General features: G+C 71.5%; 21 protein-coding genes. 5 read left to right on the forward strand and 16 right to left on the reverse strand.

The annotated features are described in order from the left end of the window. Positions 1-2 precede the first annotated feature (2 nt). Together opcA and pgl are read left to right on the forward strand one after the other, a co-directional pair. On the forward strand, positions 3-947 hold the full coding sequence (gene opcA, locus VFV67_RS19200; protein WP_326471804.1) for a glucose-6-phosphate dehydrogenase assembly protein OpcA: 945 nt from the start codon (positions 3-5) through the stop codon (positions 945-947). 127 nt (positions 948-1074) lie between these two features. Then, the gene (pgl, locus tag VFV67_RS19205; RefSeq protein ID WP_326471806.1) at positions 1075-1854 is read left to right on the forward strand and encodes a 6-phosphogluconolactonase; all 780 of its coding nucleotides are present in this window, start codon (positions 1075-1077) and stop codon (positions 1852-1854) included. A 33-nt stretch (positions 1855-1887) separates the two neighbouring features. On the opposite strand, the gene pabB is transcribed toward pgl, so the two are convergent. Continuing rightward, entirely contained in the window at positions 1888-3336 is a 1449-nt protein-coding gene (gene pabB / locus VFV67_RS19210) for an aminodeoxychorismate synthase component I (RefSeq protein ID WP_326471808.1), read from the reverse strand. 269 nt (positions 3337-3605) lie between these two features. Here pabB and VFV67_RS19215 point away from each other — a divergent pair, with 269 nt between their 5' ends. Then, positions 3606-4721: a sensor histidine kinase gene (locus VFV67_RS19215; protein ID WP_414636296.1), complete on the forward strand. Its 1116-nt coding sequence runs from the start codon at positions 3606-3608 to the stop codon at positions 4719-4721. 167 nt (positions 4722-4888) lie between these two features. On the opposite strand, the gene VFV67_RS19220 is transcribed toward VFV67_RS19215, so the two are convergent. The 11 genes from VFV67_RS19220 to VFV67_RS19270 form a co-directional block, all read right to left on the reverse strand. Further along, positions 4889-5227, reverse strand: coding sequence for an RNA polymerase-binding protein RbpA (locus tag VFV67_RS19220; protein ID WP_326471812.1), 339 nt, complete (start codon positions 5225-5227; stop codon positions 4889-4891). A 61-nt stretch (positions 5228-5288) separates the two neighbouring features. Further along, positions 5289-5522 (reverse strand): preprotein translocase subunit SecG, encoded by a 234-nt coding sequence (gene secG, locus VFV67_RS19225; RefSeq protein WP_326471813.1) that lies wholly within the window; start codon positions 5520-5522, stop codon positions 5289-5291. 88 nt (positions 5523-5610) lie between these two features. Further along, positions 5611-6396 carry a triose-phosphate isomerase gene (gene tpiA, locus VFV67_RS19230; protein ID WP_326471815.1) on the reverse strand — a complete coding sequence of 262 codons (786 nt, stop codon included), beginning with the start codon at positions 6394-6396 and terminating at the stop codon, positions 5611-5613. Continuing rightward, a complete protein-coding gene (locus VFV67_RS19235; protein WP_326471816.1) occupies positions 6393-7592 on the reverse strand; it encodes a phosphoglycerate kinase in 1200 nt (399 codons plus the stop codon). The genes tpiA and VFV67_RS19235 overlap by 4 nt, the downstream gene beginning before the upstream one ends. Positions 7593-7683: 91 nt before the next feature. After that, positions 7684-8688 carry a type I glyceraldehyde-3-phosphate dehydrogenase gene (gene gap / locus VFV67_RS19240; protein ID WP_326471817.1) on the reverse strand — a complete coding sequence of 335 codons (1005 nt, stop codon included), beginning with the start codon at positions 8686-8688 and terminating at the stop codon, positions 7684-7686. A 429-nt stretch (positions 8689-9117) separates the two neighbouring features. Further along, positions 9118-10104: a DNA-binding protein WhiA gene (gene whiA, locus VFV67_RS19245; RefSeq protein WP_326471819.1), complete on the reverse strand. Its 987-nt coding sequence runs from the start codon at positions 10102-10104 to the stop codon at positions 9118-9120. Between the two features lie 75 nt (positions 10105-10179). Further along, a complete protein-coding gene (locus tag VFV67_RS19250) occupies positions 10180-11136 on the reverse strand; it encodes a uridine diphosphate-N-acetylglucosamine-binding protein YvcK (protein WP_326471820.1) in 957 nt (318 codons plus the stop codon). Between the two features lie 90 nt (positions 11137-11226). Further along, positions 11227-12135 (reverse strand): RNase adapter RapZ, encoded by a 909-nt coding sequence (gene rapZ, locus VFV67_RS19255; RefSeq protein ID WP_326471822.1) that lies wholly within the window; start codon positions 12133-12135, stop codon positions 11227-11229. A gap of 6 nt (positions 12136-12141) precedes the next feature. Then, positions 12142-14118 (reverse strand): excinuclease ABC subunit UvrC, encoded by a 1977-nt coding sequence (gene uvrC / locus VFV67_RS19260; RefSeq protein ID WP_326471824.1) that lies wholly within the window; start codon positions 14116-14118, stop codon positions 12142-12144. Between the two features lie 43 nt (positions 14119-14161). After that, positions 14162-14365 (reverse strand): hypothetical protein, encoded by a 204-nt coding sequence (locus tag VFV67_RS19265; protein WP_326471826.1) that lies wholly within the window; start codon positions 14363-14365, stop codon positions 14162-14164. A 112-nt stretch (positions 14366-14477) separates the two neighbouring features. Continuing rightward, complete coding sequence (locus tag VFV67_RS19270) at positions 14478-14981, reverse strand: Rieske (2Fe-2S) protein (protein ID WP_326471827.1); 504 nt, start codon at positions 14979-14981, stop codon at positions 14478-14480. A gap of 135 nt (positions 14982-15116) precedes the next feature. On the opposite strand from VFV67_RS19270, the gene VFV67_RS19275 reads away from it, so the two are divergent. Both VFV67_RS19275 and VFV67_RS19280 read left to right on the forward strand, forming a co-directional pair. Next, positions 15117-15512, forward strand: coding sequence for a hypothetical protein (locus VFV67_RS19275; RefSeq protein WP_326471828.1), 396 nt, complete (start codon positions 15117-15119; stop codon positions 15510-15512). Positions 15513-15531: 19 nt separating this feature from the next. After that, entirely contained in the window at positions 15532-15732 is a 201-nt protein-coding gene (locus VFV67_RS19280) for a DUF6186 family protein (protein WP_326471830.1), read from the forward strand. 6 nt (positions 15733-15738) lie between these two features. Here VFV67_RS19280 and VFV67_RS19285 read toward each other — a convergent pair whose 3' ends face one another. The 4 genes from VFV67_RS19285 to VFV67_RS19300 are packed head-to-tail and all read right to left on the reverse strand — an operon-like array spanning position 15739 to position 18548. Next, positions 15739-16176, reverse strand: a complete 438-nt coding sequence (locus VFV67_RS19285; RefSeq protein ID WP_326471831.1) for a PH domain-containing protein — start codon at positions 16174-16176, stop codon at positions 15739-15741. Further along, a complete protein-coding gene (ribH, locus tag VFV67_RS19290; protein ID WP_326471833.1) occupies positions 16173-16670 on the reverse strand; it encodes a 6,7-dimethyl-8-ribityllumazine synthase in 498 nt (165 codons plus the stop codon). Before ribH ends, VFV67_RS19285 begins: the two co-directional genes overlap by 4 nt. Continuing rightward, positions 16667-17908 (reverse strand): bifunctional 3,4-dihydroxy-2-butanone-4-phosphate synthase/GTP cyclohydrolase II, encoded by a 1242-nt coding sequence (locus VFV67_RS19295; protein ID WP_326471835.1) that lies wholly within the window; start codon positions 17906-17908, stop codon positions 16667-16669. The genes ribH and VFV67_RS19295 overlap by 4 nt, the downstream gene beginning before the upstream one ends. Continuing rightward, entirely contained in the window at positions 17901-18548 is a 648-nt protein-coding gene (locus tag VFV67_RS19300) for a riboflavin synthase (RefSeq protein ID WP_326471836.1), read from the reverse strand. Before VFV67_RS19300 ends, VFV67_RS19295 begins: the two co-directional genes overlap by 8 nt. Positions 18549-18558 lie beyond the last annotated feature (10 nt).

The following is an 18558-nucleotide window of genomic DNA, read 5'->3' on the forward strand; positions in this document are numbered from 1 at the left end:
CAGTGATCATCGACCTGCCGGCGACGACCACATCGCAGGTGAACAGCAAGCTGGTGCACCTGCGTGAGCAGGGCGGGGTGAACGCGCTCGGCCGAGTGCTCACGCTGGTCATCGTGACCGACGACGACGAGCGCACCGAGGAGATCATCGACGCGGCCAACCAGGCCAGCCGGGAGCACCCGTGCCGGGTGATCGTGGTGGCCAAGGGGGCGAAGAAGGCCTCACCGCGACTGGACGCGCAGATCCGGGTCGGCGGGGACGCCGGGGCCAGCGAGGTGATCGTGCTGCGGCTGTACGGTCCGCTGGCCGACCACGGGGACAGCTGCGTGGTGCCGCTGCTGCTGCCGGACGCGCCGGTGGTGGCCTGGTGGCCGTTCGCCGCACCGTCCGTGCCCGCGGCCGACCCGATCGGCAAGCTCGCCCAGCGGCGGATCACCGACGCGGCGGCCGACCGCAACCCGATCAAGGCGCTGGACGTTCGGGCCAAGTCCTACACCGAGGGCGACTCCGACCTGGCGTGGGCGCGGCTGACCCTGTGGCGGGCGCTGCTGGCCGCGGCACTGGACCTGCCGCCGCATGACAAGATCACCTCGGCGTCGGTGGTCGGCGAGGCCGACTCACCGTCGGCCGACCTGCTGGCCGGCTGGCTCGCGGCCCGGCTGGGCGTGCCGGTCCGGCGCGGCAAGGCCACCGAGGGCGAGGGCGTGGTCTCGGTGGGTCTGCAGCGGCGCTCCGGCGACGTCGAGCTGTACCGGCCGGACGGTCGGATCGGCACGCTCACCCAACCCGATCAGCCACCCCGCCGGGTCGCGCTGGCCCGGCGTCCGGTGGCCGAGTGCATCGCCGAGGAGCTGCGCCGCCTCGACCCGGACGAGACCTACCATTCCGCCTTGCAGGGTCTGAGCAAGGTCACCCGCGGCCGGGTGGTCCAGAAAGTACGAGCGTGAGTGGGCCGGCGGTGTCTGGACTGAGGAGCAGCGCAGGGCGCGAGGAACGAGCGGCCGAGCAGCGCACGAGGGAAGGCACCGCTTCAAGGCCCGCACCCGCGAACGGAGCGAGCCAAAAGGACACAGCATGAGTACTCCCCAGGTCGTGGCCTACGCCAACGCGGAGCTGCTGGCCGCGGCGACGGCGGCGCGGCTGGTCACCCGGCTGGTCGACGCCCAGGCCGCCCGGGGCTCGGCGTCGCTGGTGCTCACCGGCGGCGGCATCGGGATCGCCGTGCTGGAGCAGCTGCGGGCGACGCCGGCGCGGGACGCGATCGACTGGTCGCGGGTGGACCTGTACTGGGGCGACGAGCGGTTCCTGCCGGCCGGGCATCCCGACCGCAACGAGACGCAGGCCCGGGCCGCGCTGCTCGACCACGTGCGGGTGGTGCCGGACCGGGTGCACGTGCTGGAGCCGTCGGACGGCAAGTTCGGCGACGACCCCGAGGCCGCCGCCGACGCCTACGCCGACGTGCTGGCCGGTGCGGCCCGGCCGGAGGATCACGGACCGGTCCCCCGGTTCGACGTGTGCCTGCTGGGGGTGGGCGGCGAAGGGCACACGGCCTCGGTGTTCCCGGCCTCGCCCGCGGTCTACGAAACCGACCGGACGGTGGTCGCGGTGCACGGCTGCCCCAAGCCGCCGCCGACCCGGATCACCATGACGTTGCCGGCCCTGCGCCGGGCCACCGAGGTGTGGCTGATGACGACCGGCCCGACCAAGGCCGCGGCGGTCGCCATGGCCCTCGGCGGCGCCGGCGAGATCCAGGTGCCCGCGGCCGGCGCCCGCGGCCAACGCCGCACCCTCTGGCTCCTCGACCGCGCCGCCGCCGCCAAGGTCCCCGGCGTCTTCTCCCCACCCCTGGCCTGACCCGGCTGTCCGCGCTGTGGTCCGGTTACCGGATCAGGCGGTGCGGCCGGGGAAGTCGATGCCGAGCAGGGTGAGCATGGCGGTGGCTTTGACGGCGGTTTCCTCGAACTCGGCGGCCGGGTCGGAGCCGGCGATGATCGCGCCGCCGGTGCCGAAGGTGGCCGTGCCCGGGCGGACCACCAGGGTGCGGATCACGATGCTCAGATCGGCGGCGCCGGAGAGGGCGAAATAGCCGATGGCACCGGAGTACACGCCGCGCGGAGCGGCCTCGAGGTCGTCGATCAACTCCATGGTGCGGATCTTGGGGGCTCCGGTCATCGACCCGCCAGGGAACGCGGCCCGAACGCAGTCGACCGCGGTGCGACCCGGCGCCAGGGTGGCCCGGATCGTGCTGACCAGCTGGTGCACGGTCGCGTAGGTCTCCACCTCGAAGATCCGGGACACGTGCACCGAGCCGACCTCGGCCACCCGGCCAAGGTCGTTGCGCACCAGGTCGACGATCATCAGGTTCTCCGCGCGGTCCTTCTCGCTGGTGGCGAGGTCTCGGCGCAGCCGGGCGTCCCGCTCCGGGGTGCCGCCGCGCGGACGGGTGCCCTTGATCGGTCGGGACTCCACGGACCCGGCCGCGGACACCGAGAGGAACCGCTCCGGCGAGGTGCTCAACACGGAGAGCTCGCCCAGCCGCAGCAGCGCGCCGAACGGGGCCGGGCTGGCCCGCCGCAGCGACCGGTAGGCCGGCCACGGGTCGATCGACGCGGCCACGCTCACCATGTTGGTCAGGCAGATCTCGTAGGACTCGCCGCGTTCGATGGCGGTCAGGCACTCGTCGATCAGCCTCAGGTAGGACTCGCGGTCGTGCCGCAGCCGTACGTCGCATGCTCCAGCCGGCGGGACCACCGGCTCGGTCATTCCTCGCCCGGCCAGCTCGTGCAGCCGGCCCCGGGTCTGCTCGAGCCAGCACCGCGCGGCCGACTCGTCGCCGGCTGTCAGGGTCAGCAGGTATACCTCGCCGGTGTGATGGTCGAACACCAGCCCGCGGTCGGCGAAGATCAGGACCGCGTCCGGATCGGGCGCGCGGTGTGCCCGCCGGCCCTGACACTGCGCCTTCAGTTCGTAGCCGAGATAACCCACCCAGCCGAGGGTGAACCCGAACGGCAGGTCAGGTGCGTCCACGGCGTGCTCGGCGAGATCCCGGGCGAGCCAGTCGAACAGGCCCGACCGGATCGTCCGCTCCCCCGCCGCCGAGGAGATTCGTACCTGTCCGGACCACACATCGGCCCTGGCCACGCGGGCAAACGGTCCGGCTGCGTCACCCATGACCGAGAACCGCGACAGGCCATTGCCATCCAGCCAGAACGCGTGTTCGGACGCACAATAGAATTGATCAAACACCAGCTCGGCGGGGACGTTGGCGCGGACCCGTTCGACAAGCAGCCGTAGCCGCCGGTTGGTCCGGCCGGACCCCGATTTGCTGTCGCACATTTCACCCGTGCCCGCCGTCCCCTCCGCGCCACCGGCCTGTCTAACTCCATGACGAGCAACTTGGAGGCCGAGCCGTGTCGCAGCCACAGCGTCATCCGGCCCAGCGCAGCCGCACGGCCGCCGACGAGTTGCCGACCAACGGAACCGTCGCGGACCAGGACACGGGAGGGATACCTCTGGTCGCCCATACGCTCACGAACGACAGCATGGCCGATGGCCGCGGCGCGTCCGACAGCTCCCCCGCCGCGACCTCGGTCGTGCAGGACTGGATGACCAGAATCCGGGACAGCCGCGTGGCCAGGGGCATCGCCTCCGATGCCCTGGTGCTCGCGATCGCCGCGCTGGACGTCTGGCTGGTCACCCCCGAGAAGGCGGAGACCTACTCGATCTGGCTGTCCTGGCTCTCCGTCGGGGCCACGCTGCTGCGCCGGCACTTTCCGTTCGTGGCGATGCTGCTGGTCTTCCCCGGCTTCCTGGCCGGCTGGGCCCAGCTCGCCGCGATGATCGTCCTTGGCACGCTGGCCTACCGCTACAAGGTGAGCTGGCAGACCGGCGTCGGCGTCGGGCTGGTCTGGCTCGGCCGGTTCGTGCTCTGGCCGTGGCAGGACTTCCTCGACCGGACCTGGCGGGAGCACGTGCTGGCCGCCATCTACGGCGTGATCGTCGCCGGCATGCCGGTGGCCATCGCGTTGCTGATCTCGGTCCGCCAGGAGCTCTCCGACCGGATCGCCCAACTCGCCGAGAGCCGGGACCGGGAGACGCGGCTGCAGGCCGAGACCGTCCGGTCGGCCGAGCGCGCCCGGCTCGCCCGGGAGATGCACGATCTGGTCTCCCACCAGGTGACGCTGATCGCCATGCAGGCCGGCGCGTTACAGGTTTCGGCCCCGGACGACGAGACCCGGCGGTCGGCCAACACGATCCGGGAGCTGTCCACCCGGACCCTGGAGGAGCTGCGCAACCTGGTCGGCGTGCTGCGTTCGGGTACCGCCGAGGAGGACACCCAGCCCGGCCTCGATGAGCTGGACACGCTGGCCAAGGACTTCGACATCGAGGTCGACCTGGCCATGGACGCGGTGCCCGAACTGCTGCCGGCGCCGGTGTCCAAGGCGGCCTACCGGACCGTTCAGGAAGCGCTCACCAACGTGCGCAAGCACGCCGTCGGGGCGGGTGCCTCGGTGCGGATCGAGGCCCGGAAGGACACCCTCTACGTGGAGGTGGCCAACGACCGGCCGCGCAAGCGCGCCTCCGGCTTACCCTCCGGCGGACACGGGCTGCTCGGCTTACGGGAACGGACCGGCCTGCTCGGCGGCACGTTCCATGCCGGCCCGACCCCGGACGGCGGGTTCCGGGTCGAGGCGACCTACCCCATCGAGCTCAGGGCCTGACCCGACCCGGTCGGTCAGTGGATCATCGGGTGAAGTCTCGGCCCTACCAACGCAACCTCAGGGGCACCGTGACGGCACCCAGCCACCATCGCCCCGTCAACCGCACCACCGGCTGGAACGCGACAACAGCAGTTAATCCCGGAGAGGCGGACTAGCGAGGCGGGCTGCTAGTCCCGCTGCGCGCGCAGCTTGGCGAGGGCTTCGGCCAGGATGGCCTCGCCGTCGGCGTCGGAGCGGCGCTCCTTCACGTACGCCAGGTGCGTCTTGTAGGGCTCGTTGCGCGGGGCGTCCGGCGGGTCCTCCTGGTTGCGGCCGCCGGGCAGGCCGCACCGTGGACAGTCCCAGGACTCCGGCTCCTCCGCGTCCAGCGCGAAGGACGGTCGCGACTCGTGCCCGTTGGCGCACCAGTAGGAGACCCTTCGGCGCGGAGCGGATTCCCCTCGCTCCGACTCGCCCATTGGTCCCGCGCCGACCCGGGTACCCCGGATCGCGTTACCACCGGCCATCGACCTTCACACCCCCACCACGTGGTTCACAGCAGGAATCGTCGCATTGCTGGTTGGACCCCTAGATGACCTTGATCAACAGGCCGAGACCGATCACGCAGATGAGCCAGATCGCGCCGACGAAAAGGGTGGCACGGTCGAGGTTCTTCTCCGCGACGCTCGAGCCCGACAGGCTGGACTGCATCCCACCGCCGAACAGCGAAGAAAGACCGCCACCCCGGCCGCGGTGCAGCAGCACCAGCAGGATCAGCAGGAGGCTGGTGACGATCAAACCGATCTGCAGGGCAAGAACCATCTCATCCTCGCTGTTGGACACAGAAGCCGTAGCAGCCCACAGGTTACCTGGTGGGTTGCGCGTGTTCGACCAACGGGCCGGAATTGGGTCATGGAAGTGGGCCGCCGGCCGCCAGCGCGCACAGCTTGGCGAAGTCCTCGGCGTCCAGGCTGGCCCCGCCGACCAGCGCACCGTCGATGTCGTCCTGGGCGATCAGCTCGGCGATGTTGCTGGACTTCACCGACCCGCCGTAGAGCACCCGCACCCCGTCCGCCACCGGCTGGCCGTACTTGTCGGCAAGCTGGGCGCGCAGCGCTCGGCAGACCTCCTGGGCATCGGCGGGGGTGGCCACCCGGCCGGTGCCGATCGCCCAGACCGGCTCGTAGGCCACCACCACGCCGGACACCTGCTCGGCCTTCAGGCCCTTGAGCGCGGCGATCAGCTGCCCGGTGCAGTGCTCGACGTGGGTGCCCTGCTCGCGCACCTCGATCCGCTCGCCGACGCACAGGATCGGGGTCATGCCGTGCCGCAGGGCGGCCCGCACCTTGGCGGCAACCAGCTCGTCGTCCTCGTGGTGGTGCTCGCGGCGCTCGGAGTGGCCGACCACGACGTAGGTGCAGCCGAGCTTGGCCAGCATCGGCCCGGACACGTCCCCGGTGTAGGCGCCGGAGTCGTGCGCGGAGAGATCCTGGGCGCCATAGCGCAGCAGCAGCTTGTCGCCGTCCACCAGGGTCTGCACGCTGCGGATGTCCGTGAACGGCGGCAGCACGGCCACCTCCACCTTGGCGAAGTACTTCTCCGGCAGCGAGAACGCGAGCTTCTGCACCAGGGCGATGGCCTCGAGGTGATTGAGGTTCATCTTCCAGTTGCCGGCGATCAGCGGCTGCCTGCTCACGACCCCTCCAAGACGCTCACACCGGGAAGCTCCTTGCCCTCCAGGAACTCCAGCGACGCGCCGCCGCCGGTGGAGATGTGCGAGAAGCCGTCATCGGGCAGGCCGAGCTGGCGTACCGCGGCCGCCGAGTCGCCCCCGCCGACCACGCTGAACGCTTCGGAGTCGGCGATGGCCATGGCCACACCCCGGGTCCCCTCGGCGAACGGGGCCAGCTCGAACACGCCCATCGGCCCGTTCCAGAACACCGTGCGGGCGTCGGCGAGGGCCCCGGCGAACGCACGCACCGTGTCCGGGCCGATGTCCAGGCCCTTCCAACCGTCCGGGATCGCGTCCGCGGTGACCACCCGGGTGTTCGCCTCGGCCGAGAAGTCGTCGGCCACCACCACATCGGTGGGCAGCAGGATCTTGCCGCCGGCGTCGCCGAGCAGCCGCTTGCAGGTGTCCACCATGTCCGCCTCGAGCAGCGAGTCGCCCACCCCGTGGCCCTGCGCGGCAAGGAAGGTGAAGCACATGCCGCCGCCGACCAGCAGCCGGTCGACCTTGGGCAGCAGCGCGTCGATCACGGCCAACTTGTCGGAGACCTTGGACCCGCCGAGCACCACGACGTAGGGCCGGTCCGGGTCGCCGGTGAGCCGGCGCAGCACGGTCAGCTCGGCGAGCACCAGATCGCCCGCGTAGGCCGGCAGCCGGTGCGCGATCTCGTACACCGAGGTCTGCTTGCGGTGCACCACACCGAACCCGTCGGACACGAACGCGCCGGACGGCTCGACCAGAGCGGCCAGTTCGTCGGCCAGGTCGGTCCGCTCGGCGGCGTCCTTGCTGGTCTCCCGCGGGTCGAACCGCACGTTCTCCAGCAGCGCCACCGCGCCCGGCGCCAGATCGTCCACTGTGGACCGGGCGGACGGGCCGGTCAGGTCGGCGGCCAGCGGGACCGTGGTGCCGAGCAGTTCGCCCAGCCGGGCGGCCACCGGACGCAGCGAGTACTTCGGATCGGGTGCGCCCTTGGGCCGCCCCAGGTGCGCGGTGACCACCACCCGGGCGCCCGCCTCGGTGAGCTTGCGCAGGGTGGGCAGCGACGCGCGCACCCGGCCGTCGTCGGTGATCCTCGCGCCGTCCAGCGGGACGTTGAGGTCGGCGCGCACCAGCACGCGCCGCCCGTCGACTCCCTCGGCGAGCAGGTCGTCGAGCGTTCTCACAGCGTCACCTCGCAAGCTCGGTAACGCCCAACCCCGCCGCCTCGCAAGCTCAGCGCCGGGGCAGTGCTTGATGGTTCACTCGCACGCTCGCTCACAGCTTCGAACCGACCAGCACGGTCAGGTCGGCCAGGCGGTTGGAGTAGCCCCACTCGTTGTCGTACCAGCCGACCACCTTGACCTGGTTGCCGATCACCTTGGTCAGCGGGGCGTCGTAGATGCAGGAGGCCGGGTCACCGACGATGTCGGCGGAGACGATCGGCTCGTCGCTGTAGCGCAGGATGCCCTTCAGCGGGCCTTCGGCCGCCGCCCGGAACACGCCGTTCACCTCGTCCACCGAGGTCTCCCGGCCGACGGTGACGGTGAGGTCGGTGGCCGAGCCGTCCGACACCGGCACCCGCAGGGCGTAGCCGTCCAGCTTGCCGTTGAGGTCCGGCAGCACCAGGCCGATGGCCTTGGCGGCGCCGGTGGAGGTGGGCACGATGCTCAGCGCCGCCGCCCGGGCCCTGCGCAGGTCCTTGTGCGGCCCGTCCTGCAGGTTCTGGTCCTGTGTGTAGGCGTGGATCGTGGTCATCAGGCCGCGCTCGATGGTGAACTCGTCGTGCAACACCTTGGCCAGCGGGGCGAGGCAGTTGGTGGTGCAGGAGGCGTTGGAGATGATCGCCTGCGAGCCGTCGTAGGCCGTCTCGTTGGCGCCGAGCACGACGGTGAGATCCTCGCCCTTGGCCGGCGCGGAGATGATCACCTTCTGGGCGCCGCCCTCGTCGATGTGCTTGCGGGCGTCCTTGGCGTTGGTGAAGAACCCGGTGGACTCGATGACCACCTCGACGCCGAGGTCCTTCCACGGCAGCTTGCCCGGATCGCGCTCGGCGAAGCCCTTGATCGTGTCGCCGTCGACCTCGATGCCGTCCGCGGTGGCCCGGACATCGTGCGGCAGCTTGCCGAACACGCTGTCGTACTTCAGCAGGTGCGCCATGGTCGGCACGTCGCCGAGGTCGTTGAAGGCGACGATCTCGATGTCCTGACCGCCGGCTTTGACGGCCCGCCAGAAGTTGCGCCCGATACGACCGAAGCCGTTGACCCCTACCCGAACCGTCACGATAAGTCTCCTCGTGCTGTGCCGCTGCCTGGTCCCGCGAATCACCATAGCGGCACGGTGCGCACGGAACCCCGGCGTGTCAGGGAGTCAACTGTATCGAATCAGAGACCCGGCTTCACGAGTGGGAGAAGTGAAACCCGCCCGACCCCCAAAAGCCAGGCGGGTTCCACCGGTTATCCATCCACTTCATCCACTCCCGCTGGCCGAGGTGAGCGGCCCCTCGCCTCGCCACCTCGACCAACGCCCCCCACTAGGACAGGAGTGTGGGACCCCCATCGAGATACAGCCGAGGTACGAAGTTTTCGCCCCGAAGTGCGGAACCGGTGGCCCGAACGGGCGACACAGGTGCTGGAGCCCGGAACTCGGCCGCCGGGGTCGGCAACTCGGGTGCCGGCCGGCGACTCGGGGTGGGGTTGGGGCTCGGTGCGGTCAGACTTCGGCCTCGAGCATTTCGGGGGTGACGGCGGATTCGGTGTCGGGGACACCGAGTTCCTTGGCGCGTTTGTCGGCCATGGCGAGCAGGCGGCGGATGCGGCCGGCGACGGCGTCCTTGGTCATGGGGGGTTCGGAGAGTTGGCCGAGTTCCTCGAGGGATGCTTGGCGGTTGGCCAGGCGGAGTTTGCCGGCGGCGGTGAGGTGGTCGGGGGCGTCGGGGCCGAGGATCTCCATGGCGCGTTGGACGCGGGCGGCGGCGGCGACGGCGGCGCGGGCGGAGCGGCGGAGGTTGGCGTCGTCGAAGTTGGCCAGGCGGTTGGCGGTGGCGCGGACCTCGCGGCGCATGCGGCGTTCCTCCCAGGCCAGGACCGAAGAGTGTGCGCCGAGGCGGGTGAGCATGGCGCTGATCGCGTCGCCGTCGCGGACCACGACCCGGTCGGCGCCGCGGACCTCGCGGGACTTGGCCTGGATGCCCATGCGGCGGGCGGCGCCGACCAGGGCCAGGGCGGCTTCGGGGCCGGGGCAGGTGACCTCGAGGGCGGAGGAGCGACCGGGTTCGGTGAGCGAGCCGTGGGCCAGGAAGGCGCCGCGCCAGGCGGCTTCGGCATCGCAGACGCCGCCGGAGACCACGGGTGCGGGCAGGCCGCGGACCGGGCGGCCGCGCGGATCGAGGAGGCCGGTCTGGCGGGCCAGGCCGTCGCCGTCCTTCACCACGCGCACCACGTAGCGGGTGCCCTTGCGCAGGCCGCCGGGCGAGATCACGTGCACGTCGGACTGGTGACCGAACAGGTCATGGATCTCCTTGCGCAGCCGCCGGGCCGCCGCCCCGGTGTCCAGCTCCGCCTCGACCACCACCCGCCCGCCGACGATGTGCAGCCCCCCGGCGAAGCGCAACAGGGAGGAGACCTCCGCCCGCCGGCAGCAGGTCTTGGACACCGGCAGCCGGCTCAGCTCGTCCTTGACCGCAGCCGTCATCGCCACGACTCCTCCTCTCCCACGCATCCAGCGCACTCCCGCGGACTACATCCCACCACCTACCGACTCCCGGCGCTTGCGTCACGTTCCCCCGACCACCCCCAGGGCCCGGCGAAGGCTGTCCGCGAGGGCGACCGGGTCGTGCCGTTCGGACGACCCGGAGGCCGCCACCCGATCCAGCAGGGTCGTCGCGCCGAGCACGCCGGCCGCGCGTCGCAGCCGGTCCGGTGTGGACACCGAGTCGCCGTCGGCGATCACCGCGTCCACCCGCAGCCGCGGCGCGTGTTCGCGCAGCACCTGCAGGTGCCGCTCCGGCGAGAAGCCCTCGGTTTCGCCCGGCTGGGGGACAAGGTTGAGCACCACGATCCGTTTGGCGGCCGTGTCGACCAGCGCCTCGTGTAACTCGGGCACCAGCAGATGCGGCAACACGCTGGTGAACCACGAACCGGGACCGAGCAGCACCACGTCCGCCGCCCGGACCGCGGCCAGCGCGTCCGGGCAGGCCTTGGGCAGCGTGCCAGGGGCGCCCGCGGCGTGCAGCCGGATCCGCTGCACCTGACCGGGGGTGGTGGCCACCGCGACCTGTCCTCGGATCCGGCGCACCGCCGTGCGGTCCTCGTCAAGGCCGAGCACGTCCGCCTCGATGTCCAGCGGCTCGGTGCACATCGGCAGCACCCGCCCGTGCACGTCGAGCAGCCGGCCCACCTCGTCCAGCACCGCCACCGGATCGCCGAGCACCTCGAGCAGCCCGGCAAGCACCAGGTTCCCCACCGCGTGCCCGGCCAGCGCGCCGGTGCCGCCGAACCGGTGCTCGAACAGCGTGGTCCACAGCGAACCGCCGTCCCCGGCCAGTGCGGCCAGCGCCTTGCGCAGGTCACCCGGCGGCAGCAGGCCGAGCTCCCGGCGCAACCGGCCGGACGAACCGCCGTCGTCGGCGACGGTCACCACGGCGGTCACCTCGTCGGTGATCAACCGCAGCGCCGCGAGCGAGGCGTGCAGTCCCCGGCCGCCACCAAGCGCCACCGCTCGCACCGTCATTCCGCCACCACCTCGCACGCTCGGTGGTGGTCGACCCCGCCGCCGCGCAGGCTCGGCGCCGGGGCGGTGTTCAATGGTTCGCTCGCAAGCTCACTCACGTCCCAGATCCCGGTGCACCACCTTGACCGCCATGCCGTCCTCATCGGACAGCCGGCGGGCCAGCTCCTCGGAGATCGCCACGCTGCGGTGCTTTCCGCCGGTGCACCCGATGGCCAGCGTCAGGTAACGCTTGCCCTCCCGCCGGTAGCCGGCGCCGATCAGCCGGAGCAGCTCGTGGTAGCGGTCCAGGAACTCCTCCGCGCCCTCCTGGCTGAGCACGTAGTTGCGGACGTCGCTGTCCTTGCCGGTGAGGTCCTTCAGCTCCGGGATCCAGAACGGGTTGGGCAGGAACCGCAGGTCCATCACCAGGTCGGCGTCCATCGGGATGCCGTACTTGTAGCCGAACGACAACACCGTCACCCGGGTGCGCGCGCTCGCGTCGGTGCCGAACGCGTCCTCGATCTTGGCCCGCAGCTGGTGCACCGAAAGCGTGCTGGTGTCCAGGATCAGGTCGGCCTCCACGCGCAGCGGCGTGAGCAGCTCCCGCTCCGCCTTGATCCCGTCGATCAGCCGGCCGTCGCCCTGCAGCGGGTGGCCGCGCCGGACCGCCTCGAACCGGCGGACCAGCACGTCGTCGGTGGCCTCCAGGAACAGCACCCTGGGCTTGTAGCCGCGCGCGTCCAGATCCTTGATGATCGCCGCGAGGTCGTCGGTGAACGCCCGGCTGCGCACGTCCATCACCACCGCCACCTTGGTGACCGCGCCGCGGGCCTGCGCACCGAGCTCGACCATCGTGGAGATCAGCTCCGGTGGCAGGTTGTCCACCACGAACCAGCCCAGGTCCTCGAGGCACTTGGCCGCGGTGCTGCGCCCGGCGCCGGACAGCCCGGTCACCACGGCCACCTCGACACCCGAGCTGGGTGTGGCGGGCGCCGCCGTCGAATCCGCTTCCTCGGTCACGTTCTTCTACGTCCCCTCGTCCTGCGTCGGGTCGGTACTGGGTTCTCTCGCGGGCACCGTGGTGAGCGCCGCGTGCACCGCCTGCGCGGTGTGGGCGCCGATGCCCGGCGCCCCGCTGATTTCCTCGAGGCTCGCCTCACGCAGTCGCTTGAGCGAGCCGAAATGCTTCAGCAGGGCGGATTTCCGGGTCTGTCCGAGCCCGGGGATGCCGTCGAGGGCGGACGTGATCATCCGCTTGGACCGGCGCTGGCGGTGGTAGCTGATGGCGAACCGGTGCGCCTCGTCCCGCACCCGCTGCAACAGGTAGAGCGCCTCGCTGGCGCGCGGCAGGATGCACGGCTCGGCCTCGGCGGGTAACCAGACCTCCTCCAGCCGCTTGGCCAGACCGACCACCGCCACGTCGCTGACCCCCAGCTTGACCAGCACGTCCGCGGCCGCGTTGGCCTGCGGGCCGGCGCCGTCCACCACGAGCAGGTTCGGGGCGTAGGCGAACTTGCGCGGCCGGCCGGTCTCCGGGTCGATCCCCGGGTTGGGCCCGGGGTTCGCGGACTCGTTGAGGTAGCGGTAGAACCGCCGGCGGACCACCTCGGCGATCGCGGCCACGTCGCCCTCGCCGGCCGCTTCCTTGACCGCGAACCGGCGGTACTCGGACTTGCGGGCCAGCCCGTCCTCGAACACCACCAGCGAGGCCACCACGTCGCTGCCCTGGATGTGGCTGATGTCCACGCACTCGATCCGCAGTGGCGCGGTGTCCAGCCCGAGCGCGTCCTGCAGCTCCTGCAGCGCGGCCGAGCGCGCGCTCAGGTCACCGGCCCGGCGCAGCTTGTGCTGGGTGAACGCCTCCTTGGCGTTGCGCGCCACGGTCTCCATCAGCGCCTTCTTGTCCCCGCGCTGCGGCACCCGCAGCCGCACCCGGGCACCGCGCAGGCCGCACAGCCACTGCTCGATCGGGCCGGTGTCCTCCGGCAGCTCGGGCACCAGCACCTCGCGCGGCACCCCGCCGCCCTCGGCGCCACTCTCCGCGGCGTACTCCGCCTGGTCGCCGTAGAACTGGGTGAGGAACTGGGTCACCAGGTTCGACGTGTTTCCGGCTGTGTTGTCCACCTCCACCTTGTCGACCACCCAGCCGCGCTGACCGCGGACCCGCCCGCCACGCACGTGGAACACCTGGACCGCGGCCTCAAGGTCGTCCTGGGCGAAGGCCACCACGTCGGCGTCGGTGCCCGAGCCCAGCACCACGGCCTGCTTCTCCATCGCCCGGCGCAGTGCCCCGAGGTCGTCGCGCAGCCGGGCGGCCCGCTCGAACTCCAGCCCGGCCGACGCCGCGTTCATCTCCCGTTCCAACCGGCGCATCATCGTGTCGGTGCGCCCGGCGAGAAAGTCGCAGAAGTCGGTGACGATCGACCGGTGCTCCGCCTCGGACACCCGGCCGACGCACGGCGCCGAGCACTTGCCGATGTAGCCGAGCAGGCACGGACGGCCGATCTGCCCGTGCCGCTTGAACACCCCGGCCGAGCAGGTGCGCGACGGGAACACCCGCAGCAGCAGGTCCAGCGTCTCCCGGATGGCCCAGGCGTGCGCGTACGGACCGAAGTAGCGCACCCCGCGCCGGCGCGGGCCGCGGTAGACGTGCAACCGCGGGAACTCCTCGTTCAGGGTCACGGCGAGCACGGGATAGGACTTGTCGTCCCGGTAGCGGACGTTGAACCGCGGGTCGAACTCCTTGATCCAGTTGTACTCCAGCTGCAACGCCTCGACCTCGGTGGACACCACGGTCCACTCGACGGCGGCGGCCGTGGTGACCATCTGCGCGGTGCGCGGGTGCAGCAGGGCCACGTCGGCGAAGTAGGAGTTCAGCCGGCCGCGCAGGCTCTTGGCCTTGCCGACGTAGATCACCCGGCCGGCGGCGTCCCGGAACTTGTAGACGCCCGGAGCGTCCGGAATGGTCCCGGGAGATGGACGGTAGGTGGACGGATCGGCCACCCACCCAGCCTACGGCGGAGCACCGACGGCGCCGCCGAGGTGGTCAGCCCACCGGCGTGACCGCCGGCACCCGCGCCCGGCTGGACACGCCGATACGCGCGGCGAGCTCGTCGAGGGCCTCGTTCATCAGCCGCTCGTGCCAGACGGTCCGGACGATGTGCGCCTCGACCCGGGCCTGTTGCAGGTCGAGCCAGGCCTTGTGAATGACCCGCTCGAGATCACGATTGGAGACAGGAAGGCGGCGCATCGTCTACCCCCGGGCATGTCCAACAGCCACAACGGTCCCATCCATGGTGGCTGAGGAGAGTGGAGCCGGGCTGGACGGTCGGTCGAGCCGTCCCGCCTACGCTCCCGGGAGTTCAGGACAGCGTCACGTTGCCGCTTGCCACCGACACCGGCACGGTGCTCAGCGGGGCGGTCGCCGGACCCCGCTTGACGTCACCGGTGGCCGCGTCGAACTCGCTGCCGTGGTTGGGACAGGTGATCGTGTCGCCGTCCGGCGGGTCCACGGTGGTGCCCTGGTGGGTGCAGGACGCGTCGTAGGCCTTCACCTCGTCGCCGGACCGGATCAGCAGCAGCTTTCCGCCGCCCGGCTTGTCCACGATCAGCCCACCGCCATCGGGCACGTCGGTCAGCGCGGCCAGCGTGGTGCCGCCACCACCTCCGCCGCCACCGGTGGGGGCTCCCCCGGTCGGCGCGCCGCCACCGCCGCCACCGCCGCTGCCGCCGCCTCCGCTCGAGCCGCTGTCACTGCACGCGGCGGCGAGTGCGCCCGGGGCCAGCAACGCGACGACGAGACCGCACAGCATCTCGCGCCGCGAGCTGGTGGACTCCGGATCTGTGGTGGGCTCGACAGCAGTCACGCAACTCCTCCTAGCGGAATCACCTATGTATGTGCTCGATTACTTAGGCATACACCCAAACGTACGCACCGGCCTGTCCAACGGTTCAGTCCTGACAGCCGAATGACAGCATGACCGGGCCCGTACCCTGCCCCGGTGACCCTTGACGCCGTCTGGACGCGGGCCCTGCTCGCGGCCGGTCTGGTTGCGGTCGCCCTGCTCGGGGCGAGCCTACCGACGCACGCCCTGCCGTCCACCGTGGTCGTGCTGGTGCCCTCGGCGCTGATCCTGGTGCTCGCCGTACGCCGCACGCCGGAGCCGGCGGAGAAGTCCCCGCGGATGCGGCGCGGCGTGCTGCTCTGGTCGCTGCTGGCGCTGGCCGGGCTGGCCTGGGAGGCCTATGCGTTCGTCCGGCAGCCGGACTGGAGCCGGGCGGACCCGGCCAACCCGACCCTGTCCACCCTGCTGGACCCGGTGCTCGAGCAGGGACCGCTGCGGATCGCCGGGTGGCTGTTGTGGCTGTGGGCCGGCTGGCGGCTGGTGACCCGATGAGCGAGCTTGCGAGCGAATCATGACCGACCGCACGGTGATCATCATCGGCTTCGTCGTGGTGCTGACCGCAACGGTGGCCGCGGTGCTGCTGTCCCACCTGCGCCGGGACCGGGTGGCCACGCTGGCCGAGACGGTCGCCCAGCTGACCAGGACCCGGGCCGCGAAGATCGTCGCCGTGCTGGTCTGGGCCTGGCTCGGCTGGCACTTCCTGGCCCGGTGAGCGCAGTCAGGTCGCGTCGCGGTGCAGCCGGCGCAGGGTGCGCATGGCGGCGACGGCGCGCTCGCCGTCCATAGCCTGGATCGCCAGCACCGGCACGTACTCGTCGGCCGGCAGCTCAAGGCGGGCCCACCGGGCGCCGTCCGGGAAGGCCACGTGCCGCACCTGGTCCCAGTTGAACCGGCGCGCGCCCAGCATGTTGCGCACCTCGATGCCGGTGCGGTCGGCCCGGACCCGTGGCCAGGTCGGCCACAGTGCGGCCGCGGCCAGCGCCAGGCCGATGCCGATCATGGCCACCTGGTCGGAGGTGTGGAAGTTGACCCCGGTGTCGCCTCGCTTGAGCAGCACCGCGACCACGACGAACGCCCCGAACAACAGCCCCGCCGCGATCCCGGCGACCAGCCGGACCCGGCGCGGCCGGACCTCCAGGATCACTTCCGTGGTCATCGGAATCCCAGCGCGTTCCCGGGCCGGCGCAGGTCCCGTAACACCAGCGCGGACTCGATCGCGGCCAGGCACGCTTCGAAGCCCTTGTCCTCGGCCGCGCCCGGCAGCCCGCACCGGTCCAGCGCCTGCTGCTCGTCCTCGACGGTCAGTACGCCGTTGCCCACCGGCGTGGCCTCGTCCAGCGACACCCGGGTCAGGCCCGCGGTCACCGAGTCGCACACGTACTCGAAGTGCGGCGTGCCACCGCGGATCACCACGCCGAGCGCGACCACCGCGTCGTGTCCCCTGGCCAGTTCCTGGCAGACCACCGGCAGCTCGATCGCGCCGGCCACCCGCACCACGGTCGGCTCGGCGATGCCCGCCCGCTTCGCCGCGGCCAGCGCCCGGTCCAGCAGCGTGCCGGTGATCTCGGCGTGCCAGCGGGTGGCGGCGATGCCGAGCGTGAGGCCCGAGCCGTCCGGCACCTCCGGCTCCGGCCTACCGGTTCCACTCATTTGCCCGCTCCGTCGTACTGGTCCAGGTCGGACAGCTCGTGCCCCATGCGGTCCCGCTTGGTGCGCAGGTAGCGCAGGTTCTCCGGGTTGGGCCGGATCGGCAGCGGCACCCGGTCGAGCACCATGAGCCCGTAGCCGTCCAGGCCGACCCGCTTGGCCGGGTTGTTGGTGAGCAGCCGCATCGACTTCACCCCGAGGTCGACCAGGATCTGCGCGCCCTGGCCGTAGTCCCGGGCGTCGGCCGGCACGCCGAGCGCCAGGTTCGCGTCCACCGTGTCCATGCCGTCGGTGTCCTGGAGCTGGTAGGCCTGCAGCTTGTGGATCAGGCCGATCCCCCGGCCCTCGTGCCCGCGCATGTACAGCACCACGCCTCGCCCCTCGGCGGCGACGGCCATCAGCGCGGCGTCCAGCTGCGGCCCGCAGTCGCAGCGCAGCGAGCCGAACACGTCGCCGGTCAGGCACTCCGAGTGCACCCGGACCAGCACGTCCTCGCCGTCCGCCAACTCGCCGTAGACCAGCGCGATGTGCTCGATGCCGTCCAGCACGCTGTCGTAGCCGACGCCCCGGAACGCGCCGTACTGGGTCGGTATCCGGGCCTCGCCGACCCGGACCACCTGCTTCTCCGTGCGCCGCCGGTACATGATCAGGTCGGCGATCGAGATCAGCGCCAGGTCGTGCTCGGCGGCGAACACCTCCAGTTCGTCCCGCCGGGCCATGTCCCCCTCGTCCTTCTGGGACACGATCTCGCACAGCACGCCGGCCGGGCGCAGGCCGGCCATCCGGGCCAGGTCCACCGCCGCCTCGGTGTGCCCGGGCCGGCGCAACACGCCGCCTTCCTTGGCACGCAACGGAACCACGTGACCGGGCCGGGTGAAGTCGGTGGGCTTGGCGTCCGGGTCGGCGAGCAGCCGGATGGTGTGCGCCCGGTCGGCGGCCGAGATGCCGGTGCTCACGCCCTCCCGGGCGTCCACGGTGACCGTGTACGCGGTGCCCCTGCGGTCCTGGTTGGTGTGGTACATCGGCGGCAGGTCGAGCCGGTCGCAGTCCGGCTCGGTCAGCGGCACGCAGATGTAGCCGGACGTGTAGCGCACCATGAACGCGACCAGTTCCGGCGTCGCCTTCTCGGCGGCGAAGATCAGATCGCCCTCGTTCTCCCGGTCCTCGTCGTCGACCACGACGACGGGCCGGCCGCTCGCGATGTCGGCGACCGCCCGGGCGATCGCGTCGAAATCAGGCACCTGTGGCCTCCTCGTCGGGGATATTCTCCCTCTCCCCGGCATCCCGACGCTGTGTGACGTGTGGCATGGCCAGCTTTTCCACGTACTTGGCGAGCACGTCCACCTCGAGGTTGACCGGATCGCCCGGTTGCTTGCGGCCGAGGGTGGTCAGCTCGAGGGTGGTCGGGATCAGTGCGACGGAGAATCCCTCGGTGTCCACGTCCACCACGGTCAGCGACGCGCCGTCCACCGTGATCGAGCCCTTCTCCACGATGTAGCGGGTCAGCTGGGCCGGCGCGCCGAACCGGGTCAGTCCGTTCTCGTCCCGGGAGCGCAGCACCCCGGTGCCGTCCACGTGGCCCTGCACGATGTGCCCGCCGAGCCGCTGGCCGAGCGCGGCCGCCCGCTCCAGGTTCACCCGGTCACCGACCTGCACCTTGTCCAGGCTGGAGCGACGCAGGGTCTCGTGCACCACGTCGACGGTGAACGCGCCACCGGCCGTGGCCTCGACCACGGTCAGGCACACCCCGTTGACCGAGATCGAGTCGCCCGGCCGGGCATCCGATGTGACCAGCGGGCCCTGCACGGTCAGCCGGGCCGCGTTGGGCAGCGCCTCGACCGCCGTGATCTCCCCGAGTTCCTCGACGATCCCGGTGAACACCGTGTCCCCC

The organism is Actinophytocola sp. (assembly GCF_035762905.1).
In the GTDB taxonomy this organism is placed as follows: domain Bacteria; phylum Actinomycetota; class Actinomycetes; order Mycobacteriales; family Pseudonocardiaceae; genus DASYTH01.